At 56.5% G+C, this 26,925-nt stretch carries 24 protein-coding genes and 1 pseudogene; 16 read left to right on the forward strand and 9 right to left on the reverse strand.

The window, feature by feature from the left end:
• Window positions 1-187 precede the first annotated feature (187 nt).
• The 3 genes from IEW12_RS04810 to IEW12_RS04820 form a co-directional block, all read right to left on the reverse strand.
• Window positions 188-1,327: a branched-chain amino acid ABC transporter permease gene (locus IEW12_RS04810; protein ID WP_229751010.1), complete on the reverse strand. Its 1,140-nt coding sequence runs from the start codon at window positions 1,325-1,327 to the stop codon at window positions 188-190.
• Between the two features lie 81 nt (window positions 1,328-1,408).
• Window positions 1,409-1,960, reverse strand: a complete 552-nt coding sequence (locus IEW12_RS04815; RefSeq protein ID WP_229750922.1) for a GNAT family N-acetyltransferase — start codon at window positions 1,958-1,960, stop codon at window positions 1,409-1,411.
• Window positions 1,957-2,583: a helix-turn-helix domain-containing protein gene (locus IEW12_RS04820; RefSeq protein WP_188564811.1), complete on the reverse strand. Its 627-nt coding sequence runs from the start codon at window positions 2,581-2,583 to the stop codon at window positions 1,957-1,959. The genes IEW12_RS04815 and IEW12_RS04820 overlap by 4 nt, the downstream gene beginning before the upstream one ends.
• A gap of 216 nt (window positions 2,584-2,799) precedes the next feature.
• Between IEW12_RS04820 and IEW12_RS04825 the strand changes: the two genes are divergently transcribed.
• The 4 genes from IEW12_RS04825 (at window position 2,800) to IEW12_RS04840 (ending at window position 6,950) form a co-directional block, all read left to right on the forward strand.
• Entirely contained in the window at window positions 2,800-5,157 is a 2,358-nt protein-coding gene (locus IEW12_RS04825) for an NHL repeat-containing protein (protein WP_188564812.1), read from the forward strand.
• 71 nt (window positions 5,158-5,228) lie between these two features.
• Window positions 5,229-5,570 carry a DUF6968 family protein gene (locus IEW12_RS04830; protein ID WP_188564813.1) on the forward strand — a complete coding sequence of 114 codons (342 nt, stop codon included), beginning with the start codon at window positions 5,229-5,231 and terminating at the stop codon, window positions 5,568-5,570.
• Between the two features lie 182 nt (window positions 5,571-5,752).
• Window positions 5,753-6,472, forward strand: a complete 720-nt coding sequence (locus IEW12_RS04835) for an SIMPL domain-containing protein (protein WP_188564814.1) — start codon at window positions 5,753-5,755, stop codon at window positions 6,470-6,472.
• A 139-nt stretch (window positions 6,473-6,611) separates the two neighbouring features.
• Entirely contained in the window at window positions 6,612-6,950 is a 339-nt protein-coding gene (locus tag IEW12_RS04840; RefSeq protein WP_188564815.1) for a hypothetical protein, read from the forward strand.
• A gap of 134 nt (window positions 6,951-7,084) precedes the next feature.
• Here the strand turns inward: IEW12_RS04840 and IEW12_RS04845 are convergent, their stop codons facing one another.
• Both IEW12_RS04845 and IEW12_RS04850 read right to left on the reverse strand, forming a co-directional pair.
• A complete protein-coding gene (locus IEW12_RS04845; RefSeq protein WP_188564816.1) occupies window positions 7,085-8,074 on the reverse strand; it encodes an alpha/beta fold hydrolase in 990 nt (329 codons plus the stop codon).
• Between the two features lie 119 nt (window positions 8,075-8,193).
• On the reverse strand, window positions 8,194-9,093 hold the full coding sequence (locus IEW12_RS04850; RefSeq protein WP_188564817.1) for a LysR family transcriptional regulator: 900 nt from the start codon (window positions 9,091-9,093) through the stop codon (window positions 8,194-8,196).
• 105 nt (window positions 9,094-9,198) lie between these two features.
• On the opposite strand from IEW12_RS04850, the gene IEW12_RS04855 reads away from it, so the two are divergent.
• Complete coding sequence (locus IEW12_RS04855) at window positions 9,199-9,645, forward strand: carboxymuconolactone decarboxylase family protein (RefSeq protein WP_188564818.1); 447 nt, start codon at window positions 9,199-9,201, stop codon at window positions 9,643-9,645.
• A 182-nt stretch (window positions 9,646-9,827) separates the two neighbouring features.
• Here IEW12_RS04855 and IEW12_RS04860 read toward each other — a convergent pair whose 3' ends face one another.
• Window positions 9,828-10,769: a sulfonate ABC transporter substrate-binding protein gene (locus IEW12_RS04860; RefSeq protein WP_188565662.1), complete on the reverse strand. Its 942-nt coding sequence runs from the start codon at window positions 10,767-10,769 to the stop codon at window positions 9,828-9,830.
• Window positions 10,770-10,800: 31 nt separating this feature from the next.
• The gene (locus IEW12_RS04865) at window positions 10,801-11,859 is read right to left on the reverse strand and encodes a LacI family DNA-binding transcriptional regulator (RefSeq protein ID WP_188564819.1); all 1,059 of its coding nucleotides are present in this window, start codon (window positions 11,857-11,859) and stop codon (window positions 10,801-10,803) included.
• A gap of 226 nt (window positions 11,860-12,085) precedes the next feature.
• Here IEW12_RS04865 and IEW12_RS04870 point away from each other — a divergent pair, with 226 nt between their 5' ends.
• The 5 genes from IEW12_RS04870 (at window position 12,086) to IEW12_RS04890 (ending at window position 19,326) form a co-directional block, all read left to right on the forward strand.
• Entirely contained in the window at window positions 12,086-14,341 is a 2,256-nt protein-coding gene (locus tag IEW12_RS04870; protein WP_188564820.1) for a TonB-dependent receptor, read from the forward strand.
• 4 nt (window positions 14,342-14,345) lie between these two features.
• Window positions 14,346-15,698: an LLM class flavin-dependent oxidoreductase gene (locus IEW12_RS04875; protein ID WP_188564821.1), complete on the forward strand. Its 1,353-nt coding sequence runs from the start codon at window positions 14,346-14,348 to the stop codon at window positions 15,696-15,698.
• Window positions 15,695-16,972 carry an alpha/beta hydrolase family protein gene (locus IEW12_RS04880; RefSeq protein ID WP_188564822.1) on the forward strand — a complete coding sequence of 426 codons (1,278 nt, stop codon included), beginning with the start codon at window positions 15,695-15,697 and terminating at the stop codon, window positions 16,970-16,972. Before IEW12_RS04875 ends, IEW12_RS04880 begins: the two co-directional genes overlap by 4 nt.
• A 329-nt stretch (window positions 16,973-17,301) precedes the next feature.
• Window positions 17,302-18,702, forward strand: coding sequence for a serine hydrolase domain-containing protein (locus IEW12_RS04885; RefSeq protein WP_188564823.1), 1,401 nt, complete (start codon window positions 17,302-17,304; stop codon window positions 18,700-18,702).
• A gap of 126 nt (window positions 18,703-18,828) precedes the next feature.
• Window positions 18,829-19,326 carry a YcxB family protein gene (locus IEW12_RS04890; RefSeq protein WP_188564824.1) on the forward strand — a complete coding sequence of 166 codons (498 nt, stop codon included), beginning with the start codon at window positions 18,829-18,831 and terminating at the stop codon, window positions 19,324-19,326.
• A gap of 76 nt (window positions 19,327-19,402) precedes the next feature.
• Here IEW12_RS04890 and IEW12_RS04895 read toward each other — a convergent pair whose 3' ends face one another.
• Together IEW12_RS04895 and IEW12_RS28770 are read right to left on the reverse strand one after the other, a co-directional pair.
• Window positions 19,403-20,941 carry an FAD-dependent oxidoreductase gene (locus tag IEW12_RS04895; protein ID WP_188564825.1) on the reverse strand — a complete coding sequence of 513 codons (1,539 nt, stop codon included), beginning with the start codon at window positions 20,939-20,941 and terminating at the stop codon, window positions 19,403-19,405.
• Between the two features lie 217 nt (window positions 20,942-21,158).
• Window positions 21,159-21,329, reverse strand: a pseudogene (locus tag IEW12_RS28770) (divalent metal cation transporter); the annotation flags it as partial.
• Window positions 21,330-21,605: 276 nt separating this feature from the next.
• On the opposite strand from IEW12_RS28770, the gene IEW12_RS04900 reads away from it, so the two are divergent.
• The 6 genes from IEW12_RS04900 to IEW12_RS04925 all read left to right on the forward strand — a co-directional run bounded on the left by IEW12_RS04900 (window position 21,606) and on the right by IEW12_RS04925 (window position 26,805).
• Window positions 21,606-22,076, forward strand: coding sequence for a hemerythrin domain-containing protein (locus IEW12_RS04900; protein ID WP_188564826.1), 471 nt, complete (start codon window positions 21,606-21,608; stop codon window positions 22,074-22,076).
• 46 nt (window positions 22,077-22,122) lie between these two features.
• Window positions 22,123-22,308, forward strand: a complete 186-nt coding sequence (locus IEW12_RS04905; protein WP_188564827.1) for a hypothetical protein — start codon at window positions 22,123-22,125, stop codon at window positions 22,306-22,308.
• Window positions 22,309-22,403: 95 nt separating this feature from the next.
• Entirely contained in the window at window positions 22,404-22,598 is a 195-nt protein-coding gene (locus IEW12_RS04910) for a hypothetical protein (RefSeq protein ID WP_188564828.1), read from the forward strand.
• Between the two features lie 20 nt (window positions 22,599-22,618).
• On the forward strand, window positions 22,619-22,948 hold the full coding sequence (locus IEW12_RS04915) for a glycine zipper domain-containing protein (protein WP_188564829.1): 330 nt from the start codon (window positions 22,619-22,621) through the stop codon (window positions 22,946-22,948).
• A gap of 160 nt (window positions 22,949-23,108) precedes the next feature.
• On the forward strand, window positions 23,109-25,289 hold the full coding sequence (locus IEW12_RS04920) for a TonB-dependent receptor family protein (RefSeq protein ID WP_229750924.1): 2,181 nt from the start codon (window positions 23,109-23,111) through the stop codon (window positions 25,287-25,289).
• A gap of 133 nt (window positions 25,290-25,422) precedes the next feature.
• Window positions 25,423-26,805, forward strand: a complete 1,383-nt coding sequence (locus IEW12_RS04925) for a PQQ-dependent sugar dehydrogenase (RefSeq protein WP_188564830.1) — start codon at window positions 25,423-25,425, stop codon at window positions 26,803-26,805.
• Window positions 26,806-26,925 lie beyond the last annotated feature (120 nt).

Genomic DNA, 26,925 nt, shown 5'->3' on the forward strand with positions numbered 1-26,925 from the left:
GCTTGACCGCCGCATTTGTAGGGTGCAATAGCGTCAGCATATTGCACCGACTTCCGTAAAAGACAGATTATCTCATTTTGACGAAATAGCGAATTTGCCGTGCATGACGGGCGTGGGAGGAACACGGTGCAATACGCTGCACTATTGCACCCTACCTCTAATGCCTTGCTGCCTTGCTGCCTTGCACCTAGCGACTATCGTCAAGATACACCCTGTCCTCCATTCTTGGCGATGGCCACAATCCTGCCGGGCGGTTCAGCATGATCAACACCATTGCCAGCGCAAGCAGCAATTGCCGCAGCACTTCTGCCGGCATCAGCACTTCGCCGAATACCGCATGCTGCAGCGGATCGACCAGATGCCGCAATATTTCCGGCAAGGCCGCCAGAATCACCGCACCCAGAATAACGCCGGGGATATGCCCCATGCCGCCCAGCACCACCATGGACAATATCGTAATCGATTCCGTCAGCGAGAAGGATTCCGGCGAGATATAGCCCTGGAAGGCGGCGAACATGGCGCCTGCCACGCCGCCGAAGGAAGCGCCCATCGCAAACGCCAGCAGCTTGATGTTGCGGGTATTGATACCCATGGCCTTGGCGGCGGTTTCGTCTTCGCGTATCGCGACAAAGGCACGCCCCAGGCGTGAATCCTGCAGCCGTGCCGTAACGAAGACGATGGCGATGCACAGCGTCAGGAACAGGAAGTAATAGGCGTTCACTGAAGGCATCGCCAGAGGGCCGAGATGTAGCGTGGCATTGGTGCCCGGCTCGCCATGCAGCGATACGCCGAAGATGCGCACCGGGTCGATCAGGTTGATGCCTTTTGGCCCGTCTGTGATGTTGATAGGGTCATTGAGGTTGATGATCAGGATGCGGATGATCTCCCCAAAACCCAAGGTAACAATGGCCAGATAATCGCCGCGCAGCTTCAACGTAGGTGCACCCAGCAGCGCTCCTAACACCCCCGCCAGCGCGGCACTGAGCGGAACGATCAGCCACACCGGCAGGTGAATGCCGTTACCGGCGACTTCCGGCCCGCACAGCAATACTAGCGTGTTGCCGATGGCAGGGTAATGGTGCACCAGCGATTCCAGCATCACCGCAAATTGCGGCGACGCCAGCAGGCCGCTCAGGTAGGCACCCAGGGCATAAAAGGCGACGTAGCCCAGATCAAGCAGGCCGGCAAACCCGACCACGATGTTCAGCCCCAGCGCCAGCATGATATACAGCAGCGCAAAATCCATGATGCGCACCCAGGAATTGCCGAAGTGGGAGGCGATGAAGGGAAAAATAAGGAGCGCGGCCAGCAGCAAGGCCAGCCGCATGCGGTTCTTGCCTGGGACGCTGTACCTGGAGAAATTAGCGGTGCGCATTTATTTTTGTCACTAGCAGGAACCTAAGGCACATCAGGCAGGCGGCAACTGCTTGTACATGATGCTCATTGCATCCAGGCTGCCGTCCAGCGCCCGCGAATAGCCGGGTATCACGCCCACCAGTTGATAGCCCAGGCCCAGATACAGGCGCTCCGCCGCATCGCCGCTGCGGGTACGCAGCTCCAGCAGCGAACGCCCTTCCCTGCGTGCCAGCGCCTCAACAGCCTGCATCAGCGCCCGAGCATGGCCGCCGCGCCGTGCGCTGGAATGCACCAGCAGCTTTGCGATCTCTGCCTGGTGCCTGCCCGCCGGCGGCATATTCAGCCACACCTGTACCGTGCCGACGATGGCGCCTGATGCATCCTGCGTCGCCAGCAGACGAAACTCGCCGTCTTGCAATGCTTGCTGCAACGGCTGCCAGAAGCGCAGTGCCTCTGCGCGGCCAAAAGGCAGCACAAAGCCCAGGCAGGCACCCGCGTGTACGCAATCAATCAGGATGTCGGCCAGCCTGTCGATATGCAGGCTGAAAGCAGCCGCATCAATTTTCATGACTGAGGGCATCTGCGGCGCAGCCAGCGTACTCATGGCGCGCAGCTCAGCGACACATAGCGCACCGCTTCCGGGCCGGGACAGAAAAAGCGCGCCGCGCCATGCATATGAAAACGCAGGCAATCTCCCGCCTGCAGGCGGTAATGGGCATCATCCAAGGTCAGCTCCAGTATGCCTTCCAGCATCCAGAACTGCTGTTCGGTGCCGTGCACGGTGGGTACCTCATAAGATACTACTGCACCGGCCGGTATCGTGACCTCCACCATCTCCATCTTGAAATCGCGCGAAGGCGGCGACACCATCCTGCGCTGGAATCCCGATTGCGGATCCACCCACACCGTCTGCGCCGCCTGCGGAACCAGGCTGGCCGATTGCGGCTCCACCCCGGCCAGCAAGCGCGACATGCTGATGCCATGGACCGCGCACAGCTTGCCCAGCAAGCTCGCGGTGGGGCTGGTCTCGCCCCGCTCCAGCCGCGACAGGGTCGCCCGGCTGATGCCGCTGGCCAGCGCCAGCTCTTCCAGCGATTGTCCGCGCTCGGTGCGCAGGGCCGCCAGCCTTTGCGCCAGCCGTATCTCCATTGCATCGGAAGCAGGAAGTGCCGCAGCCTCGGATTCAGCAGCGATTTGTTGTATTGATTGATCAGGATTATTTCTCATATTTGAGAATATAGATCAAATATGGGAACAACACAAATATTGCACACAACAGCTAGTTACTGAGGCTAGAACAATATCTGCGGCTCATACGCCCAAATTGCTGCCACAATCACAACAGTTAACGGCCTCAAATGTTAGATAACTGGCAAATACCCTTGGTGAATTTGATGCTCCTGGGATAAGATTGCCTTTCTTTCAACAAGAACCTGCGCTCCCATGCCCTCTACAAATCCCCTGTTTGCGAGAGACTCGCTGGTATCTATATCCGCATCTGGCAGCTCGCACCGTCTCACTACCGGCAACCTTCAGCGTTTCTTGTTGATCACCTCGCTTAGCCTGGCACTGGCCGCCTGTGGCGGCGGCGGGCAGGCGCCCTCCTCAGTGGCAACGCCCATTAGCGTGGCAGCCAGCGCTACTGAGGTTGCCGCCGGCGGTAACAGCCTAACCCTGACGGTGCAAAACGCAGCCGCCAACACCGCAGTCAGCTGGAGCCTGCCGGCCGGCAGCCCCGGCAGCCTGGATGCTGTCAGCGGCAATACCGTACATTATCTGCCGCCTGCAGCCGGCAGCCTGAGTGAAGACGCCACCGTCAGCATTACAGCCAGCGCGGGACAGGCAACGCAAACCGTCAACGTCAAGCTGCATCCCTCACCCGGCGTGTACCTGGTGGCCGGGCGCATAGGCGGCCAGGGCAATCTGGATGGTACAGGCAGTGCGGCACGGTTCGCCGGACTGGGAGATATCACGCGGGATGCGCAAGATAATCTGTATGCAGTAGATTACGCCAATGCAAGCATACGCAAGATAAGCCCAAGCGGCGTAGTGAGCAGCCTGCCTCTGTCACAAGCTTTGCTCCAGTTGGGCACGATAAACCTGGTTGCTGATAAAAATGGCGTTCTGTACGGCGCCAACCTGTTTGGCATTTACAAGATCACCGCTGACGGCAATTTCAGCATGCTGGCAGGCTCGCAGGATACTTCCGGCTACGCAGATGGAAACGGTACCGCTGCACGCTTTGGATCCATCGTCGGCATGAGCTTCGATTCGGCAGGCAACCTGCTGGTCAGCGACCAAAAAAATAACGTAATCCGCAAGGTCAGCCCCAATGGAGCAGTCACCACGATTGCAGGCTCGCCGGGCATCCAGGGCAGCACCAACGGCCCTCTTGGCCAGGCGCTGTTTGACACCCTTGGGCGCATCACTCAGGACACAGCCGGCAATACCTATGTAGCAGACAATTACACGCTCAGAAAAATCAGCGTGGCCGGCGTCGTCTCGACACTGGCAGGTTCGCCGGCCCTGCAAAACAAGCCAGTGGACGGAGTCGGGGCCAATGCCGGCTTTGGATATTTCTCCGGGATGACCACAGATGCAGCCGGAAATATTTTTATCGCCGACAAAGAAGACAATGGCTACCTGATTCGCAAAGTCAGTCCAGACGGCACGGTCAGTACCCTCGCCGGCAACACCACTTATGTCGATCCTTTCTTCAACTATGCAGATGGCGTGGGCATACAGGCAAAGTTTGGCCTGATGAACGGGATTGCCGCCGACACCGCCGGCAATCTGTTCGTGACAGATTTTGATAACAGGGTTATTCGCAAAATAAGCGCCGCGGCAGTAGTCACAACATTTGCAGGAACGTCCAACAAGGGGCCCTACACTGGTAATGGCGACGGTACAGGAGCAGGCGCCGTCTTTACGGGGCCGGGAGCGGTGCGTAGCGACGCTGCAGGAAATATTTTTGTGCTGGACAGCGGCATGCGCAAAATCACTGCTGGCGGTGTAGTCACTACCATCCCCACTACCATCAACTCTACGGGCTCTCCCGATTTTATCTTGCAGGCAGACGGCTCCTTTGTTGCAGACAATATATTTGGTCTCATCTACAAGGTAACAGCGACAGGCGCCGTCACCGAATTTGCAGGCCATGACAATTGCGCGTCAGGCGGCTCAAGCGGATTTTGCACACCTGGCTATACGGATGGGACAGGCAGCGCCGCAAAATTCAACTTCCCGCAGGGCCTAGGCCCCGACGGCAAAGGAAACATCCTGGTAGTAGACGGAAATCTTTTACGAAAAGTAAGCAGCACGGCACAAGTCACCACCCTCTTGAGCTTCTCGCCAGACTCCGGCAAAAACGACGCCAATGGAAACTCGGTCTCTTATAAAACCAAGGCAGCGCTGGTCACTGACCCCGATGGCAATTCCTACATCACCGACCGTTCCACGGTGAGCAAGATTGGCGCAGACGGCAAAATCACGCTGATCGCAGGCCAGAGCGGCCAGATAGGCCTGCAAGACGGCAGCGGCGCGGCAGCGCTCTTCTCTTTCCCTAGCGGCATAGCCAGAGATAGCGATGGCACCTTATATGTGGCCGATACCGGCAATAATGCGATCCGCAAGATAGACACCAGCGGCAAGGTCACAACCATTGCCGGCGGTACCGGAGAAGGCAACCGCACCGGCCCATTGCCGGCAGCGCTGCGCCACCCCTACGGCATCACCATTGTCGCACCCAAAACCCTGGTGATTTCTGCCGATACCTGCGTGCTGCGTATCGTGTTGCCTTAGAGGCTTAGGTGATTTTCGAACATTGCGGAGCCTTGAGCAATACAAGCTCAAGGCCACGATGAAAGACGACAATGAAAGGCCATGAATTGAAAATCGAAAACCCAAGCTTCATCGCAACTGAAGAAATACTTTGGATACGCGCAGACGGTACCGAGGTATTGATTCAAGCCGCCCTGGGTATGCCCTATCAGCTTCCAGATTCATGGGCCTGTCCGGTGGCTTTATCCGGCGTTGACGAGCGATACCCCGACATCGTCGGAGAAAGCTCCATGCAATCCCTGCATCTGGCCATGCGCCTTATCCGGCAGCGCCTCGGCCATTTGTTCGATGCAGGAGAGATATTGGTCCATCCACGCGACAGAACCAGCCGCTGGGATTTGACCTTATTGAATGCGATATTTGGCAGTGTTTGAGAAGGGGCAGTCGTTGGGGCTGCAGCTATGGTCGATCATTCTGGATTCACCAATCGAACTCACCCTTTAACCGATGTTGCTTTTTATAGGCAGGATTAGGCGCTATCCCAGCTACAGCGAACTTCAAATTTCATTTACCGCCATCAGGTAGTCCGGCTTACTTTTTTCGACATGGAACAATAATGCTTAAAAAAATAGTGTTCATCGTTTTTTCGTTTTGCTTCTACGTCCCAGGCTTTGCCTCCCAGTTACCAGACTATCCGTTTATCCATGCGATAGGAATGGCCTATGTAAGCGTCACTCCAGACAAGGGCGAGCTTGCATTTGATGTCAAAGCGAGCGACGCCGATGCAGAGGCGGCACTGGCCCTTGCCGTGGAACGGCTAGCGGAAGTCAGATCCTTGCTTGCGCAGCAGGGAATCCCTGACGCGGACATATCAATACGGGACCTGAGGAAAGAGATAAAAAAAGACGCCGCAAACCCTAATTCAGGTGGGCAAGTGGTTGAGCTAAGCTACGGCGCGTACGTCAAAATACGCGATCTGACAAAATGGCAGGCCATCATCTCAGCACTTTTGAAACTGAATAACATTGATAAAGTCGAAGCCAGTTTTGATTCCACAACGCGCGACAAGATAGAGCTGGATTTATCAATCGAGGCCGCCAAGGACGCGCAAAGAAAAGCAACTGGGATGGTAAGTGCTTATGGCAAGCATCTGGGTGCCGTAACGGCGATGTCGGAAGGCAAGCTCAAATCCTTAAGCTCAGCCATTGGTCTGGTGAGTGAAAGCTCATCATCCCATGCAGAAATCGAGCGACGCCAGGCGGTTGGCATAGATCTATTCGTGATACCGCCACTTAAACTGCAAGCATCCATAGACGTGATTTTTAAAATTAAATGACGTGCACCGCCAATGCTTAGCGTCTGGCTGTGAGTGCATTTCTTTTGATTAAAAAATGATGCTTGAGATTATTGCCCCGTAAATCGAAATAAATTAGAGATTCGCCACTGTATTTACGTAACGAAAGACGAGTCTAACGATGAGTAATGCAAGCCTAGTTTCACTGTTAATACTTGGACTCGCTTATGCCATCTATGCGATCCCAACGATGCTGCAGTTCTATTCCTACTGTGAGCAAGTTGCGGAAGCCACAGGAAAAATCAACGAAAACAATAAATTATGGGGCACTGATGACGGCGGCAACAATGGCTTTCAACGTGAAGTATTGCGAAAACTTTCAGCCGGAGAATTCACGCATTACGAGGATCACGCGTTAGTTGATCAAGGTCGTGTTTTGGCGCATAAGCTGCAACTCTTGCGTTGGTCCGCAATAGGTCTGGTGCTATCGGTCGTCGTGATCGAACTTTGGTCCAGGTAAAGCCAATTATTTCGGCAGTAAATTTCTTTGATATAAAGATTGTCGGCAATTCCAACCAGCAATCACCGCAACCCCGGATTTGATTATCAACAGCCTTCAATTTTGCGGCGGCTCCAGGCCGCCGCCGTCAACATCTATTTACCAGCCTTGAGTGTGCGGCCAAGGAAGGAACGCATGTAGCCACCAATAGCCGCGCTGTCTTCTTCCAAAGCGAAGTGGCCGGTATCCAGCAGATGCAGCTCTGCTTTCGGCAAATCACGCAGATAAGGATGGGCGCCGGCAGGTGGGAAGATTTTGTCGTTTTTGCCCCAGACTATCAGCATAGGTGGTTGATACTTGCGGAAATAGGATTGCCATTCCGCGTAATGGCCGGGATTGCTGCCATAGCTGTAAAACAATTCTAGCTGGATATCCTTGTTCCCCGGCCTATCCATATAGGCTTGATCTACAGTCCAGGCATCTGGGCTAATATGCTGTACGTCGCGCACGCCCTCGGTGTACTGCCATTTGGTTGCGCCAAGCTCGAACAACGGACGCAGCTTGGCACCGTTCGCTTCGGATTTGTCGGCCCAATACACTTTCAAGGGTGCCCAGAAATCATTGTCAAGGCCTTCGTCATAGGCATTGCCGTTTTGGACCACGATGGCCGATATCCTCTCCGGATGTGCGGCGGCAAGGCGAAACCCTACCGGCGCACCGTAATCCTGCACATACAGCGCATAGCGTGAAACGCCAACGGCCTCGGTGAATTTATCGACGACCTTGGCCAGATTGTCGAAGCTGTAAGTGAACTTGTCCATAGGCGGCATGTCGCTCTGTCCATAGCCTGGATAGTCAGGTGCAATCACATGATAACGGTCGGCCAACTGGGGAATCAGGTTGCGGAACATTTGGGAAGATGTCGGGAAGCCGTGCAGCAACAGCAGAGTGGGCGCATTCTTTGGTCCCGCTTCGCGGTAGAAAATATTCACGCCATCGACTTTTACATTACGGTAGGCAACACTGGCCGTGCTGGCTACATTGGCGGTGCTTTTTTCGCCAACGGGTGCGGCTAGTGAGGCGTGTGCTGCCAGCGCGAAAGTGACTGCAGCAGCGGTACGAAAGAAAGCATGGGAGTTGTTCATGATAAATTCCTTTCAAAATTAAAACCTCGGTTTAAGGTGTTTAAATTGTAGAAAGGCAGGCGCTATCCGGGAACGACGTCCCGCGCAATAGACTATTGCGCTTCATATCTAGTTCAGATTTAGTTCAGATGCGGATGGGCGCGCAGATTTGCAGCAAGAATGTCGATAAAATTGCGTACCTTGGACGAGCCAAACTTGCTTTCCCGATGCACCACATGTACCGGCCATGGTTCTTCTTCGTAGTCCGCCAGGACAATTTTCAGGCGCCCTTCCGTCAGTTCCGCCGCGATCTGGTAAGACAGCAGCCGGCAAATGCCTAGCCCGGAGGTAACCGCGTCAATCGCAGCATCGTTGCTGGTCACAGTCAGGCGCGGCTTCATGCGCACCGTTGTGGGCTCATCCGCACCACCGAATTTCCACTCTACGCGGGGTGATATGCCGCTTGCCGCAACAATCGAATGGCTTAGCAGGTCTGTCGGGTGCTGAGGAACGCCATTTTTCATCAGGTATTCCGGCGAAGCACACAACACGCGGCGCACCTGGCCAACCCGCAGCGCCTTCAGGCTGGAATCAGGCAAGTGACCTATCCGCACTGCGACATCTACCCCCTCATCCACAAGATTGACGACCCGGTCCAGAAAATACGCAGACACCTCCACTTCCGGATAGTTCCTCAAAAAACTGACAATGGAAGGCATGACGAAGTTTTTTCCAAAAAGCACAGACGCAGTGACGGAAAGATTTCCTTTCGGTGCAGAGTTCACCCCTGCCGCAGCCTCATTTGCCTCTGTAATACTCGTCAAGATATTGCGAACATCGTCCAGATAACGACTGCCGGCCTCCGTCAGTCTTACATTGCGCGTGGTACGCAATAGAAGCTTCACACCCAATTGCTCCTCCAAGCCGGCAATGGCGCGTGTCACTGCCGCAGGCGACAGGTCAAGGTGACGAGCGGCAGCGGCGAGACTTTCGTTTTCGCCCACGGCAACAAAAACATTCATTAGGTGGATCTGATCCATTCATTACTCCTGGCGAAATACTGAATTACGTCAAGCAAGCTTTCTCTTTGGCACCATTATTTCGCAAAATAGGGTCCACAGCAATCAATCTTCACGGCCCCCATCATGGATACGAACGACAAAAAAGGTTTTTTCTTCAGCAATAATTTTACAGCCATCCCGGTAAACGCCTCACAGGATGCGTTGGCGCAGCCCGGCAGCCTGCAACGGCAAACCTGCCTGCGGATTGCGATTTACCTGGCCCGGCGCGGCCATTGTGTTGTTGGGCTTGACGCACTGCGCGACTACGGCCGCGCGGCTGGCATGAACGGTGCTGAAATGGCCGCCAATGAACAGGGCACCAGCCACAACGCCAAGGACAGCGCCTGCATGCGATTCGTCCAGACGATAATCGACAAACCGGGGCCGCTTTGTGAGCAGGATTTTCAGCGCTTGCATGAAGTGGGTTACAGCCTGGACGAAATACTTGAGGTAATAACACATGTCGCCCTCAACATTCAGCTCGCCCGAATGAGCGAAGCTATTCATTCATCCGGGGAGAAAGAGGATTAGCGCGAGACAAATTTCATCCATTGATGAAGGCAAGGCATTGATCAAATCCGTCTTGAAAGACCTCTTCAGGCAAAAGCTAGCTGCCTGAAAACCAATCGCTCAGCGGCACTCAAACAACATGCCTTATCGAAATTTTCGCCATGACAAATAGCGCAACTACAAAACATTTACTGCCCCGCCACTCACCTCCCCCCACCCCGCTGCCAAACCCAGACCTTGCCAGCAACGCTGACGGCTTTCGGAATTAGCTTCTGCTCGTAGAACAGGTCGGCTACGCGCTGCTGGTTGGCGGCGATGTCAGTGCTGACCGGGATGGCGCCGTAGCGGGTGCGGCGCTGCCATGTTTCTACGATCTCTATCGGCAGCCCCATGGTCGGCGCCAGCATGGCGCTGACTTCATGCTGATGCTGGTTGGCCCACTGCCCGGTGAGCGCCACCTGCTCCAGCAGGGCCGCCACGGTTTTGGGGGATTGTTCGGCGAAGCGGCGCGATGCCAGGTAAAAGCCATTCGCTTGCGGCAAGCCCTGGTAATCGCTCAATACCCGCACCTGGTAGGACTTCTGCGCAGATGCAAAATATGGGTCCCATACCACCCAGGCATCGATATTGCCGCTGACAAAAGCAGCCCGCGCTTCCGATGGCGACAGGTAGATGGGGACGATATCGCCCAGCTTTAACCCCGCCTTCTGCAAGGCAGAAGCCAGCAGGAAATGCGAGCCTGAGCCTTTCTGGAAGGCGATGCGCTTGCCCTTCAGGTCTGCTACCGCGCGCAGCGCAGAATCCTTGGGCACGAAAATGGCTTCGCTATTGACCGGGGCAGGCTCTGCGCCCACGTACAGCAGATCTATCCCGGCGGCCTGAGCGAATACCGGCGGCGGTGCGCCGGTGCTGCCAAAGTCGATACTGCCCGCGTTAAGGGCTTCCAGTATCTGCGGTCCGGCAGGAAACTCTATCCATTTGATCTGCAGCGATTGTGCGGCAAAGGCTTTTTCCAGCGTGCCCTGGTTTTTCAGGATGGCCAGCAGGCCGCTGCTTTTCTGGTAGCCGATGGTGATGGCGGTTGGGCTAGCACCCTGCGCGAGCAAGGGGGCTGCCAGCAGCAGCGCGGTGATCCATTTTTTCATATTCATATTTCTCGTTTAATTCTCGTTTAATTTAAGCGCTTTCGCGCTCTATCAATTCGCATTCAAGCAGGTTCAGGCGAGTGTCGCCTTCCGGCGCGGGCAGCACACCCAGTTGCTCCAGGATGCGCAGCGCAGCGATTTCACCTATCTCGCGGCCCGGTGGACGGATGGTGGTCAGGCTGGGCAGCAGCAGCGACGAAAACGCATAGTCGCCAAAGCCGACGATGGCGCATTGCTCAGGCATGCGCAGGCCTGCCCGCTGCCCGCTCAGCAAGGCCCCGGCGGCCAGGTTGTCGTTGGCGAAGATGATGGCGTCTGCCGGCGGCGGGCGCTTGCCGCTGCCATTGGCAAGGGACAGCGCCTCCATCGCCTGCCGGCCGGCATCAAAGGGGGCGGCGGCGGTAGGCACATAGATGTGCGGCTCCAGGCCGTGTTCTCGCATCACTGCCGCGTAGCCGTCGCTGCGGTCAACCGCGCTCAGGTCGCCCGCCAGGCTGTTTTGCACAAAGGCGATGCGGCGGTAGCCTTTTTTAACCAGGTAGCGTGCTGCCTGTTCGCCCACTGCGTGGTTGGAATAGCCGACCTGGATGGGCTTGCGGCGCGGCGCGTAATCCCATGTCTCCACCACCGGGATGCCTGCGGTAGCCAGCAGTTTCTCGGTCGTGCGGTTATGAAAGCGCCCCGTCACCACCAGTGCCGCCGGCGACCAGCCGAGGAAGGCGCGCACGGCACTCTCTTCCTGTTTGGCCGAGAAATAACTGGACGCCAGCAGCAATTGGTAGCCGTGGCGATTCAGCGTATCGCTGAAGCTTTGTATGGTGGGCGCAAAAATAGGCCCGGAGATATTGGGAATCACCATGCCAACCACGCGGCCATGCGAAGAGGCCAACCCGCCTGCCACCATGTTGGGCACATACGCCAGTTGCTTGGCGGCGGCGGCAATGCGCGCGCTGCGCTCCTGCCCTACCCGGCTGGGGTCGGAGAAATAGCGCGATGCCGTAATCGAACCCACTTCCGCCAGCCGCGCCACATCATGGATGGTTGCACGACCGGAGCCGCGGCGCTTGCGAGGGGTATTTTGCTCACTCAATTTTTAATATTCCTAAATGATATATCGATAATTTTTTATATTCTTTGACTTCACTGTTGCGAGCCGCGACACTAAAAAAACGGTACCGGTACCATAAAAATGATAGCAGAGAACGCGGCGCTGCCTAAGCAGATTAATCGAGGAAGGAAAGCGGTTTTCTGCATAAGGAACACATTGCGGGCTGGACGCCGGCCCATGCCAATTTACATCACACTCAGGAACAACCATGAAAAAGAACCGCAATATTGAACGCTTCAGCATACTGGCTTCGGGCGCCCTAATAGCAGGAGCGGCAGCAGCAGGAGCGGCCGATGTGGATGCATCCGCATCGCCTGCCTCTTCCATCCTGGACCGCGCAGACAGTTCTACCGTGCCCACGGTCACAGTCAGTGCCACGCGCCGCGATGCATCGCTGCAATCGGTGCCGGTAGCCGTGTCGGTACTGGATGGCGACCAGTTGGCGCATGACAACCGCAACAGCATAGACAACATCGTGCAGCAGGTGCCCAGCGCGACCTTCCGCCAGCAAGGCGGCAACAAGGACACGACCATCTTCATACGCGGCATAGGCACCATCTCCACCTCACCCGGCGTGGAGCCTACCGTGTCCACCGTGATAGACGGCGTGGTATATGCGCGCCCAGGCCAGGCAACGCTGGACCTGCTCGATATAGAACGCATAGAGATTCTGCGCGGCCCGCAAGGCACCCTGTTCGGCAAAAACGCCTCGTCCGGCGTGCTGAACGTGGTAGGCCGCAAACCCAGCGAACAGACCAGCGGCTTTGTCGATGCATCCTACTACCAGGGGGACGAAAAACGCGTGCGTGCCGGACTCTCCGGCACCATCCAGCCGGGCGTACTCAAGGCCGCTGTCACTGCGCTGTATGCGGACTACGCAGGCAATGTCGATAACGTCCACAGCGGCGGCGGCAAGCTAAACGGCTACGATCGCAAAGGGGTACGCGCGCGCCTGGACCTCACACCCAGCAGCGACCTCGACGTCGCCCTGATCGCAGACTATCTGCGCTCCAACTCTTCCCCTACTTTTACGCCTTACAAATCGACCAGCGCCGTATTCTCACAAGCCATTGCACCGGCAGTGGCCGGCCCGGAGAGCCGCCAGGTCAACGCCGACCTGCCTAGCGACATCCACGACATCAACAAGGGCCTGTCGGCGCAGATAGACTGGCGCAAGAACGGCTACACGCTGACCTCGATCAGCGCCGTGCGCGACTGGGATAATCAGCAGTACACCAGCACCTCGGCCATTGGCAATGGTGCCGAGATCGGGCGCATCACGGCGGCCTTCCCGGCCACCCGCGATATAGGCACGGTGGAATTCAGCCAGGTATCGCAGGAACTGCGTCTGGCGTCGCCAAAAGACCAGTTCGCCGAATACGTGGTCGGCGGCTTCTACCTCAACGGCAAGGACCGCGAAGTCTATCAGCGCATCGTCACCAGCGCCGCCCGTGTTGACAGCGGCCGGGCCGACTATGGCGTCAAGAGCGAGAGCTACTCGCTGTTTGGCGAAAGCACGCTGCACCTGTCGCCGGCATGGAACATGATCGCCGGCGCCCGCTGGACGCGCGACAACCTGTCCTATGACCACGCGCGCAACTCCACCCAGACGGTGGCTTTTCCGGGCGTGCAGCCGGGCGTGAGCAATACCGGCTCCACCAGCGAAGACGGCTACTCCGGCCGATTGGGGCTGCAATATGAGCTATCCCGCGATGCCAATGTCTATTTCACCTACTCACGCGGCTACAAGGGCCCGGCCTACAATGTGTTCTTCAACATGCTGAACCGCGATACGCTGGCGCTCAAGCCGGAAACCTCGGATTCGTTTGAACTGGGCCTGAAGCTGAGCGCCTTCGAGCACCGCCTGAGCGCCAATCTGGCCGTGTTTGATACCAAGTATGCCAATTACCAGGCCAACTTCTATGACACCGTGGCCGGTGCCGTGGTAACGCGCCTGATCAACGCCGGCGATGTCTCGACCAAGGGCGTGGAACTGGACTTGACCGCACGCCCCACCCGCGCGCTAACGCTGAATGCCGCGCTGGCCTACACCGATGCCCGCATAGACAACTTCAACTGCCCGCCAGCGGCTGCCGCCTCCTGCAACCTGAACGGCAAACCGCTGCCGTTCTCGCCCAAGCTGAAGACCTTTGTGCGTGCCAATTATGCGCTAACGTTGGATAACGGCCTGATCACCGATTTCTCGACTGACTACGCCTATCAGAGCAAGACCCAGTTTGACCTGTTCCAATCGCCGGACGCCATCCAGTCCGCCTACGGCATCATCAATGCCGGCGTGGCACTGTCATCGCCTACCAGCGGCTGGCGCGTAGCCCTGGTCGGCAAGAACCTGGCCAACCGTTCCTATGCCACCAACCTGGTCGCGGCAACCGGCTATGTCACCCGCGCTGTGCCGCGCGATGACAAGCGCTACTTCGGAATTACTGCACGCAGCGAGTTCTGATTCCATGTCTAGCTCATCTCAAACTGCATCTCAAGCTGCATTGCAAACTGCACAGCCCGCACGCCGGCAGCTCAGTATCGCTGCCTTCATGATGCGGCATGGCCACCATGTGGCTGCCTGGCGGCACCCTGATACGGATCTGGAGTCTAACCCGTTCGCCGTGTTCCGCCGGCAAGTGCACAGCGCCGAGCGGGCCTGCCTGGATGCGGTGTTCTTTGCCGACAGTCTGGCGCTGACAGGCGGCGTACCCACGCTGGAGCCGCTGACCTTGCTGTCGGCACTGGCAGCATCCACCGAGCGCATCGGCCTGATAGGTACTGCCACCACGACCTATAACGAGCCCTACACGGTGGCGCGCCAGTTTGCCTCCCTGGACCAGATATCGGAAGGCCGCGCAGGCTGGAACCTAGTCACGTCAGACAATGCTGCAGAGGCTGCCAACTTTGGCCGAGATCGGCACGTGGCCCATGCCGCGCGCTATGAGCGTGCGCGCGAGTTTCACCAAGTGGTGGCCGGCTTGTGGAATAGCTGGGACAGCGATGCGCTGATCAACGATAAACAAGGCGGCCGCCTGGCGGATGCAGGCAAGATCCACCCGCTGAACCATCGCGGCGAGCATTTCTCGGTGGCTGGCCCGTTGAATGTGTCGCGCAGCCCGCAGGGGCGGCCGGTAGTGGTGCAGGCAGGCGGTTCGGAAGCCGGGCGAGCGCTGGCGGCGGCAACGGCGGAGGTCGTCTTCACGGCCCAGCCTTCGCTGGCGTCGGCACAGGCCTTCTACCGCGACATGAAGGGTCGTCTGGCCGCACACGGGCGCGCGGCAGAGTCGCTGAAGATCATGCCGGGCTTATTTGCCGTGGTAGGCAGCTCGCAGGCAGAAGCGGAAGACAAGTTTGGCCAGTTGCAGCGACTCATCGTGCCGGAAGCCGGCCTGGCCCTGCTGGGCCGCATGATAGGCAATTTTGACCTGAGCACCTACCCGCTTGATGGCCCGCTACCGGAGCTGCCGCAAACCCAAGACGGCCAGCGCAGCCGCCAGCAATTGCTGACCGATCTGGCGCAGGGCGAGAACCTGAGCATACGCCAGCTTTATGAAAGAATCGCCGGCGGGCGCGGCCACTTCACCGTGGTCGGCACCGCCGAAGCAGTGGCAGACCAGATGCAAGCCTGGTTTGAGCAGGAGGCGGCAGACGGCTTCAACTTCATGGCACCGTCCCTGCCGGGCGGCCTGGATGATTTTCTGTCTCTGGTAGTGCCAGAACTGCAGCGCCGCGGCCTCTTCCGCAAGACCTACCAGGGCACCACCCTGCGAGAACACCTGGGCCTGAACCCGGCTCACAAACAAGCGGAGCTATCATGAAGACAGTATGCAATATCGCCGTGGCCGCCCTGCTTGCTACGGCGGCTCTGATGCCACTGCACGCGCAGGAATATTACGGAGATGCCCGGCCCGATGCGCCGGAACTTGCTGCTCGCGGTAAGCTGGCGGTAGGCGTGCGCACGTTGGAGATAGAGCATGCAGACCAACTGGATATCTTGCGCTACAGCGAGGCCCAGCCCAATCCGCGCTACACCCGCAAGCTGAAGCTGGAGATATGGTATCCGGCAAAGCTGGCGGCAGGCCAGGCCGAACAAACCCTGTATACCGACGTATTGGGAGCGGGTGCCAATGACCCCGCCCGCCCGAACACGCCTTTTCAATTCGCAGGCCGTGCGGCGCGCGATGCCGCCCCGCTGCCGGCGCAGCAAGGCTACCCCCTGGTGATCGTCTCGCACGGCTACCCCGGATCGCGCCTGCAAATGAGCTATCTGACAGAAAATCTGGCCTCCAAAGGCTACGTAGTGGTGGCGATAGACCATGCTGAGTCCACCCGCGCCGACAAGGCAGGCTTCGCCAGCACGCTGCTGAACCGGGCCCAGGACGACCGCTTTGTGATAGACACAATCACCGCCTATAGCCGCGCAGGCAGCGGCCATTTCTTGGCGGGCCTGGCAGATGCCGGCAATACCGCCCTGCTGGGTTACTCGATGGGCGGTTACGGCGCGCTGAATGCCGCCGGTGCCGGCGTCAGCGCCGCTGCGGTATCGCTCGCCCCCGGCGGCAAGCTGGCATCGCAACAGCAAGGCAATCCGCAGTACGAGGCACAGCGCGATCCCCGCATCAAGGCCGTGGTAGCCTTTGCCCCCTGGGGCGGCGGACGCGGCACTGTAGAGGTCATCGATGCGGCAGGCCTGGCCGGCCTGCGCGTGCCCTTGCTGTTCATCGCAGGCGACCAGGACGACGTGGCCGGCTACCAAAATGGTGTGCTTCGCCTGTATGAAGGCGCCGTCAACGCCGAGCGCTACCTGCTGGTGTACCAGAACGCCCGCCACAATGTCGCCCCCAACCCCGGCCCGCCGGCAGCCAATGCGCATCCCAATGATTTCATGGCCTATGCGGAGCCGGCCTGGGACAGCCGCCGCATCAACAACATCAACCAGCACTTCGTCAGCGCTTTTCTGGGTGTGTATTTGAAAGGGCAAAGCTTGCAGAACTATCTTGATCTGGCACCGCTGGCCGTGGAAGGCAAATGGCCAGGCTTCCTGCCGCGCACCGCCGTCGGGCTGGCTTGGCAGCATCGGAGCCCGCAGTAGGCGTGGGGACTGGCCGCGCTCCATCAACCTGAGAATGCCTCACCAATACGGGGAAGATTGGAAACGATCTTCCCCTCCATAAGCAGGACCTGAAGATGTCGAATACAGTAGTATCCAATTGAAGGGCGCGCCGCCATCCAACGGTGCCCTTCAAAACCACCCTCCCACCTCCCATGCGCCCCCTCAAACAATCACGCTGCATAAGTGTTATTTCAATATTGTCATTTTGAACACAATATAGTATCGTGCGTTTTGCTTGGCTCCACGCTGCGGAATACCGCGACCTGGATTTTGTATCGCCACCCCGATCGACTTATTGAGATTGTCCAATGCGTAAAACCTTCGCCGTATTGACGCTGCTGTTTACGCTTCTCCCGCCCCTCTCATATGCAGAACAAGTTATTCCGGCTACACCTGCCGGCAAGGTGCTAGCTGCAATGATCACGGCTCTCAATAAAGGCAAACCCGAAGATCTTGCTGTCTTTGTGAAGAACAATGATTCGAGCAGGCTGACTGCTGAGAGGATGATCAACATTCATGACATCACCGGAGATTTGAATGTAGTGCGCATGGAGAGAAGCACCCCGTATTCACTCAAGGCCTTATTGAAGGAAGCTGATTCAGATTTCTATGGCACGATTGAGCTATCGGTATCAACCGACAAGACTCACAAGCTGCTATATCAAGACTTCAACCGCGTTCCCATGCCTGCTGACCTTGCTCCGCAGCGCCTCTCGCTGAATGCAGCGGTCGCCGCATTAAAACAGCGCGCCGACCAGCTTGCCGCCGAAGATAAGTTCTCAGGTGTTTTGCTAATTACCCACAATGATAAAACCCTGCTGAGTGGTGCTTGGGGATACTCGGACAAAGATGCCAGGCAAGCGATAGACATAGATACCAAATTCCGTATCGGATCGATGAACAAGATGTTTACTTCCGTCGCGATTTTACAACTGATCGATGCGGGAAGGCTGCAACTGAGCGACACGGTCGGCAATATTCTTCCAGGTTACGCGAACAAAGAAATCGCAGAAACCGTCACGGTACGCCAGCTATTAACGCATACCGGAGGCACAGGCGATATTTTCGTGCAGGAATTCTACAAGAACCAGGCCGAATTGAAGGAACATACCGATTACGTGCGCCTGTTTGAAAATCGCGCGCCCCTCTTCAAACCCGGCGCACGATTCGGCTACTCCAACTATGGTTACGTACTGCTTGGCGCCATCATCGAACAGGTATCGGGTATGTCCTACTATGACTACGTACAAAAAGCTATCTTTGCACCGGCGGGTATGAACGATACAGGTTCTCTACCCGAAAACATTGATGTACCCGGCAGGGCCAAAGGCTATATGAAAGTAAGGAGCACCTGGACATCCAATGCCAAAATGCTGCCCTATCGCGGCACCTCGACGGGTGGCGGCTACTCAACGGCAAATGATCTATTGCGCTTCGCGCAAAACCTGCAATCCGGCAGGCTACTGTCCCTGGCAACATTGGAGCAAGCCACCAGCGATCAGGCTGAGCATTACGGCTACGGGTTTTTTGTTCAGGGAGCAGAAGCCAATCGCATGTACGGACACAGCGGCGGCGCTGGAGGTATGAACGGCGAATTAAGTATCTCGCACCAAGCCGGCGGCTATGTTGTGATCGCGCTAAGCAACCTGGATCCTACCTCTGCTTCCCGGCTCTACAATTACTTCACATTACGCATGCCAATCAACTAAAGCATGGCCATGACTTCGGTTAAGGCAGCGATTCACAAGAAATAGCCTCCGCTTGATGCATGCAATCAACCACAATCAGACAATCAAGCGCCCTTAATGCAGTTCTCAATACATAGGCAGGAGTTCATGGACATTTCAGTAGACCTCAAGAAAAAAGATCTCGTCGCTGTCAATTTCTATATGTTCCCCAGGCTAAGGGGAAATTGGGTGTTTTTCATTCTGCTTACGGCGGGAATATTCGCTTATATCTTCTTCGCAAGGAAACCCAGAGGCGCCTATGATATCGCCACCGCGGCGTTTTCAGCTTTGGCCGGTGGAATCGCCGCCAGTGTTTTTACGGTCGTATCCAATTTGCTGCGGACGCTTTTTACGGTTGGCAAAGATAGCGACGTGCTGGGCGTGCATCACTATTCTATTTCAGAGCAAGGTCTGGAAGAACGAACCACCGCCAACGAAACCTTGCATACATGGAAGAGCATTCAGTCGATTACTAAACTGCCGGGCTGCATTCTTATCCGTATAAACAGCTATCTTTTTCATATCGTGCCCCGCCGCGCTTTCGCGACCGACGAAGAGTTTAATTCGTTCTACCAGAGAGCTACCGCGCTACAGCAGGCAGCCTGATCACGCTGGGCATCCCTGCAGCAACTCTACATGGGCAAGACTATTCAAGCCCATCCAGGCCGCTTTACGCCACGCTCTATGTCTTCGCCGCTCCGGCCCACGTATAAGTGCGCGAGCTGAAGTAGCGGTCCAATGCGTCTACGGAGCCCTCTGCATTGGCCAAAGCGACATAGGTATCCGGGCGCAGTAGATAGATCGCATCGCGCGCCAGGCCCAATTTTTGATAGCCGTCGTTCCAGTCAAACACTTGCAGCGCCATGCTGTGCTCGTCGCACCATGTACGCAGTGCTGTACTGGCGCTGCCATAGACGTGGACCTGCCAGCCTATCTCTACCTTGGCTGGGCCGAGGTAATTGTCCGGGCCGACGGAACCGGTCCACGGTAGCCTGTCGCCACCCTGCACGTCCCCCGCACTGCCTTCACTGAGCGGACTTTCCCGGTAATGAACGGTGGTCTGCGAAACCGTCTTGAACAGGAATTCTTGCACATCGTGAATCTTGTAAGCCAGACTGGCAAAGGCCGGCACGATATGCGTCTTAATGAAGTCGGCCACGCCGCCTTCGCTGGTTGCCAGCGTGAACAGGCGATCGGTGGTAGCTACCAGCTTGCGGGCAAAAGCCTGCCGTTCCAGGGCATAACTCTCCAGCAACTGCGCGAGAGCATGCCCCTTGATGACATCGGCGAGCTTCCAGGCCAGATTATTCGCATCAAGAATGCCGGTATTCATTCCCTGCCCGCCTGCCGGGCTGTGGATATGCCCGGCATCACCCAGCAAGAAGACACGGCCGCGCTGGAACTCTTCGGCAATGCGGTGATGAACACGGTAGGTGGAAAACCAGTTCACCTTGTGCACTTTTAATCCAAGGTGATTGATGGCATCTTGCCGCACATCGTCAAAAGTCAGGGTTTCGACTTTTTCTGCACGTTCATCCCGGACCGTTCCGATAAGGCGCCTATGCCCTTCCGTGCCGTACGAAAAAACCAAAATGAAATCGCCGCTATCCAGCGCGCCATGCGCTTCGTCAGCCGGCTCCAGACCGCTTGCGTCCACGTCGGCGACGTAAAATGCGTGCTTATAGGTGCCCCCTTCAAATCCGGTTCCCATTTGCTGCCGGACTGTGGAACGTGCGCCGTCGCAGCCCGCAAGATATTGCGCTTCCACCACCGATTCGGCTCCATCAGCCTGCCGCAAGCGCGCGGCAACGTATTCGCCTTTGTCTTCAAATCCAACTAATTCGGTTTTTCTTTCTACCGCCACACCCATGGTCAACAGCTTATCCACCAGCAGCCGTTCGTGCAGATCCTGAGGATATACAGTGACGAAAGGATAAGGCGTGATATCTGCCCCCGCATCGCTAAAAACAATGCGCGCCCGATGCTTGCCACGTGCCCACATATTTATCGACGGGTTTTTATGGCCCGCAGAAACAACCGCCTCTGCGATATCAAGCTGGCGATAGAGTTCCAGCGTACGTGCCTGGACGACGATGGCACGGGAGGTCTCGCCCGGCCCGGCACTTTTGTCAATGATGCGAACCTTGATACCCTGTTTCGTCAGCCAAAGCGCCAAAGCAAGGCCGGTGGGGCCTGCACCTACAATTAACACATCGCTCATGTCGATACCCCTGATATGCCTTTAAAGTCATCAAGCCAACCGAGAAAAAAAATTACGCCCGGACAGTTACAAAATTAGCCCCTCGTTTTCTGGCTGCGCCGCACACGATTGCTGCCTGGCATTACATCACTTTACTAAGCATTGCTGTAGCTGCCTGTCTGAAGCGCCTATCGACTCCTGCAAGCGCATTACTTCAGTACTTTCTCAGTATACCCACAAGGAGGACAGCCCACAGCAGCTTATAAGCAAACTGAGCGCCTCCCTGAGAATTGTTGGCGATGCCTCTGGGGTCATCGTCATCGGCGCCCGTGATCAGGCCCGGGCCAAGTTTGCTTGCGATGGAATCGCTATCGGCTGTGGAGGCCTTTTCTGGAGGAAGACTATTCATAGCGGTCTCAGGCAATGACAATATAAAACTGACAGATCGCGTAAGCCGGCTCTGTTCGCAGTCGAACGCACGGCCACCACTGGCAGAAAGTATTCTTTCATCATCGAGAGAGTTTGACGACCAGGAGGGCGATGAGAGCTTTCAGCAGGCCAACAATAGGGGCGCATGCTCCTACATGCTGCCCTGCCAATTGCTGATGGGCTGTCATGCTGGTCTTGCTTACGATGGAGCTGCACTTACTTCGCTTCCAACCAGCTATCGCCACAGGAGATTTTCATGTCAACAATCGTCGCCCCTAACGCTATCGAACTTCTCGAAGCAGACCATCGCGAAGCGGAAGCCTTATTCGAAGAATTTGAAAAGGCAAAAGATGCCGGTGATAACCAGGCAAAGTTTGAGATTGCCACCAAGGTTTGCGCAGCCCTGCTTATTCATATGGAAATTGAAGAAACCATCTTCTATCCGGCCGCACGCGATGCGACCGGAGACGACGACAAGCTTAACGAGGCACAGGTCGAGCACGACGGCGCCAAGAAACTGATCGCCGAAATCGGAAAACTGAAACCCGAAGACCCGATGTTTGACGCCAAGGTCAAGGTCCTCAGCGAGCAGATTGAGCATCACGTCGAAGAAGAAGAAAATGAACTTTTTCCAGAAACAAAAAAATCAGATATGGACCTGGAAGCAATTGGCGAGCAGTTGGAAGAAGCCAAATCCGAGTTAAAAAACCAGCACGGCATACCTTGAACCCATCGACGATAAGCATACCCCATCAACAAACAGGAGCCTCATTATGACAGCAAGAATTGGCAGCAAGCATATCGCACAGCACCGGGGCCGCGCTGAGCGGCTTGAAACAAAAAAGGCCAATGTAGAGGCGGAGGGAATCCGGCGTTCTGCCGCGAGGCAGAAATACCGCAATTCCGTCAAAGGCCAGGCGCCAGTTGTACCTGCTGCAGAAAAGCTGTTCAACAACTGACGCATCCTGCGCTTAAGTATCCTGCGCTTATTTTTCGTTTAAGCGCAGCCGCACACCAAATTCACGCTCTACGTCCCACAATAGGGAGAATGCCTATGATCATCACCAAGGGTTTCAAAAACTATACCGTCCGGTTTACCACAGCGGAACATATAGAGGGATGGTCTGTCGCTGTAGAAGTCGAGGGCGTGCTGGTTCACCATCCTGATGAAGACATTTATCTCACGGAAGACCAAGCTCTGGAAGCAGCAGACAGGGTTGCAGACAATATTATTCCGACATTTCACTAGTCCAACGCAAGGAGAAATTCATGATTTCAAATACCCCTACAATTACCAAACTGCCTGAAGACAAAGGCGCAGCCACTCCAGATTCTACCCGTGACGATGCCAAGGCAGGCCCTTCAGCAAGTACAATGGAGAGTAAAACTGCGGATGCCTTGTCGGCAGGTGCATCCGCAGCGGCAGACTCATTTAAATCCTACATCAGCCGGCTGGATGCGGCGGTAGGAAGTGTGAAGGATACATTTCAAGAGAATGTGGATGCCACGGTGAGCCGCGTGCAAGATAATCCACTCAAGACGGTGGCTGTGGCCGCTGGAATCGGCATACTGATAGGCATGATCATAGGACGACGCTAATACTTAAAGAATGCCAGGGCTTTGATGGAGCCATTCCCAGCGGATAAGCGCAAAGCTGGAGAATGCAGGCTCTGTTAGTATTCTGCGGATGGCCATAAAACTACTCTTGAAGAATTTTAGTCCCCCACTGAGGGGCATTTTTTCGCCATCCCGATGCCGGGTGGCATGCGCTCGCGGTTTCGCTGCCGCGGTGTTGCAGATTTCTGTACTGAGCGCTACAGCACAGGATATTGCTGTAAGCGATGCCAAGAGCAACTCCAGCAGTCAATACAGCAATGGGAATGCCGATGTTCCCACTGTGATCGTTACCGGAGAAAAGAGGGGAAGCTCCGTGTTCGGCACAGCCGCCTCGCTGAACCTGATCGATGGTGCCGACATGCGCAACGGAACCATGCAAGTCAACTTGTCCGAATCCCTCGGAGGCGTGCCAGGGCTGCAAATCAAGGACAGGCAGAATTACGCGCAGGACCTGCAATTGTCGATACGCGGCTTCGGCGCGCGCTCCAGCTTTGGCGTGCGCGGCGTGCGGCTTTACATTGACGGCATTCCCGCAACCATGCCGGACGGCCAGGGACAAACCTCCAATATTGATATCTCTTCTATCGCCCGGCTGGAAGTCCTGCGCGGGCCATTTTCTGCGCTATATGGAAATTCGTCCGGCGGTGCGATACAGGTATTTACCGAAGCAGGCACAGCGCCCGCAACTCTCACTACTTCCGCCGCCGTGGGCAGCTATGGGACCAACCGCTACGGCTTCCAGGCCAGCGGCGCAAGCGATGTGTTGGACGGCATGAAGGGCATGGATTATCTGCTCAGCGGAACCCGCTTTATCACTGACGGATACCGACAGCACAGCGCGGCCAGGAAGAACTTGCTGAATGCAAAGTTCGGGGTGAGCCTGGATGAATCCAGCAAGCTGACCCTGATCATGAACCGGGTAGACCTGAGCGCGCAAGACCCGCTCGGTTTAAGCCGACAGCAGTTTGAGTCTGCACCGCGCAGCTCCCCGCTGGCAGAACAATACAATACACGCAAGACCGTGCTGCAAACCCAGGGCGGCCTGTTGGCAGAAAAGCGTATCGATGGACAGAACAGCCTGAACGCAACGATATATGCCGGCCAGCGCAGCACCGCGCAGTTCCAGGCGATACCGGTGTCGGCGCAGCTCAGCGCCACCAGCCCCGGCGCGGTGATAGACCTGAACCGCAACTATGACGGCGCCGATATACGCTTGACGCATCGCACCAGCCTTGCAGGTGGCCCACTGAACCTGGCATTTGGCCTAGCCTATGATGAAATGTTCGAGCACAGGCTTGGTTATAACAATTTCAGTGGAAGCACAGTGAATCCTATCCTGGGAGTACAGGGCACGCTAAGACGGGATGAAGATAATGTAGTCCGTAACATGGACCAGTATCTGCAGGTGCATTGGGATCCATCAGAGCGCTGGACTGCCGATGCGGGTCTGCGCCATAGCAGCATACGCTTCTTTTCCAGTGACCATTATGTCAGCGCCTTGAATGGCAATGACAGCGGCGCCAGCCGCTATGAGACTTACCTGCCCGCTGCATCCCTGCTTTACCGCGCAAGCCCGGTGCTGAACTTGTATCTGTCCAGCGGACGCGGATTTGAAACCCCTACCTTGAACGAGATCGCCTACCGCCCCGGTAACGTGCCGGGCCTGAATTTCTCCCTCAAGGCTTCTAACAGCAAGACCACCGAGCTGGGGCTGAAGCTGAAAAATGGCCAGGGCCTGATGACGGCAGCACTGTTCCAGACCGAGACAGCCAATGAAATCGTCACGGATAGCAATTCGGGAGGACGTACTACCTACAGGAACGGCGGCCGCACGCTACGCCAGGGACTGGAGCTGGGCTGGCAACAACATATCGCCCCCGACTGGGATGTGCGAGCGGCCTATTCCTGGCTGGACGCAACTTATAGAGACACGGTGTGTTCACCGTCCCCTTGCAGTAGTGTGAATCAGGGCATCGCCACAGGCAGCCGTTTGCCCGGCGTTGCGCGCCAAACTCTGTTTGGGTCGCTCAACTGGGCCCCGCTGCAAGGCTGGCGTGGCTCGCTGGAAGCACGCTACGTCGGCAATGTGGTAGCGGATGACCGCAATACCGACACTGCCGCAGGCTATTTTCTGGCATCGCTATCCCTGGGCTATCACTATGCGCGGCAGCACTGGAGCCTGAAAGCCTTTGTGCGTGCAGATAACCTGTTCGACAGGAAATATGCCGGCTCAGTCATCGTCAACGAGGCAAACGGGCGCTTTTTCGAGCCGGCACCAGGGCGCAATAGCAGCATAGGGACGACGGTGGCATACAGTTTCTAACCCCAGGCATGGATATAGTGTCCGCTCCTGGCAGCGGCATGGCTTGTTTCCGCAGGCTATGTGCAACAACACACGGAACCCAGTGCAATACGCGGCTACCCTTTCCAGATTCATCGTCCAGGGAAAAAGCGCCATGTCTACTCCGCACAGTCATTCCATTGTTAAGCAATTTTCGATCAAGCCCACGCTGGTGCGTCGGCTGCTACCTGTTTTACCTTTACTAGTTCTGTCATCCCTGTCTTCGCTGGCAACGCTTGCAATTGCCCAGGATGTCGGTAATAGCAAGGCCGGGATAGGCTCCAATCCGTTATTGCCGGAACCGACTTCATCCCTGCTCCCAACCGTGAATATTGCGCCAGCCATAGGCTGGCCTGCCGGGGTAAAACCCAGGGCTGCAGCGGGCCTGGTAGTCAACCAGTTTGCCGGCGGCCTGGCGCATCCCCGATGGATCTATACCCTGCCCAATGGCGACGTACTGGTGGCAGAAACCAATGCGCCGCCAAAACCCGATGACGGCAAGGGCATCAAAGGCATGGTGATGAAGCAGGTCATGAAAAAAGCGGGCGCGGGAGTGGAAAGCGCGAACCGCATCACCCTGTTAAGGGATAAAGACGGCGATGGCATTGCAGAAACCAAAACCGTATTCCTCGAAGGCCTGAATTCCCCGCTGGGTATGGTCCTCGTAGGAGATTCACTGTATATCGCCAATACCGATGCAGTGCTCCGCTTTCAATACAAGGAAGGCGACACGCAAATTACAACCCCAGGCACCAAGGTGGCAGACCTGCCGGCAGGCACAATCAACCATCACTGGACCAAGAACATCGTAGCCAGCAAGGACGGAACAAAGCTGTATGCAACCATAGGATCCAACAGCAACGTCGGTGAAAACGGCATAGAGGCTGAAACCGATCGCGCCGGGGTGCTGGAAATTGATCTAAAAACGGGGGCAAAGCGCGTCTTCGCCAGCGGCATCAGGAATCCCGTCGGCATGGCCTTGCAGCCCGATAGCGGCGAGCTATGGGTCTCCGTCAATGAGCGCGATGAGCTGGGTGACAATCTTGTGCCCGACTACATGACATCCGTCAAGGATGGCGGCTTTTATGGATGGCCCTATAGCTACTATGGCCAGCATGTGGACACCCGCATGAAGCCGCCCCGCCCCGACCTGGTCGCCAAGGCCATCAAGCCGGATTACGCGCTGGGTTCGCACACGGCCTCCCTGGGGCTGGCGTTTTATGACGGCAAGCTGTTCCCAGACAGGTTCAAGAACGGCGCATTCATAGGCCAGCACGGCTCCTGGAACAGAAAACCGCATAGCGGCTATAAAGTCATCTTCGTTCCTTTCGCAAACGGGCATCCTAGCGGAGACACCGAAGACATCCTGACAGGCTTCCTGAACGACAAGGAAAAAGCAATGGGCAGGCCCGTTGGCGTGGCGGTCGATAAAAAAGGTGCGCTGCTGGTGGCGGATGACGTCGGCAATGTCATCTGGCGCGTAGTGCCTGGCCGTTAATTTTGTTTGCTGATCGAAAAAGACACGGCCATATCGTATGGCCGTTTTTTTTGGCGAGCCCCGAGGCTCATCCCCCAATCGCCAGATCAACAAGTTTAACTACTAGTAAGAACTGGACTG

This window comes from Parundibacterium terreum, assembly GCF_014636315.1.
GTDB lineage: Bacteria > Pseudomonadota > Gammaproteobacteria > Burkholderiales > Burkholderiaceae_D > Undibacterium > Undibacterium terreum.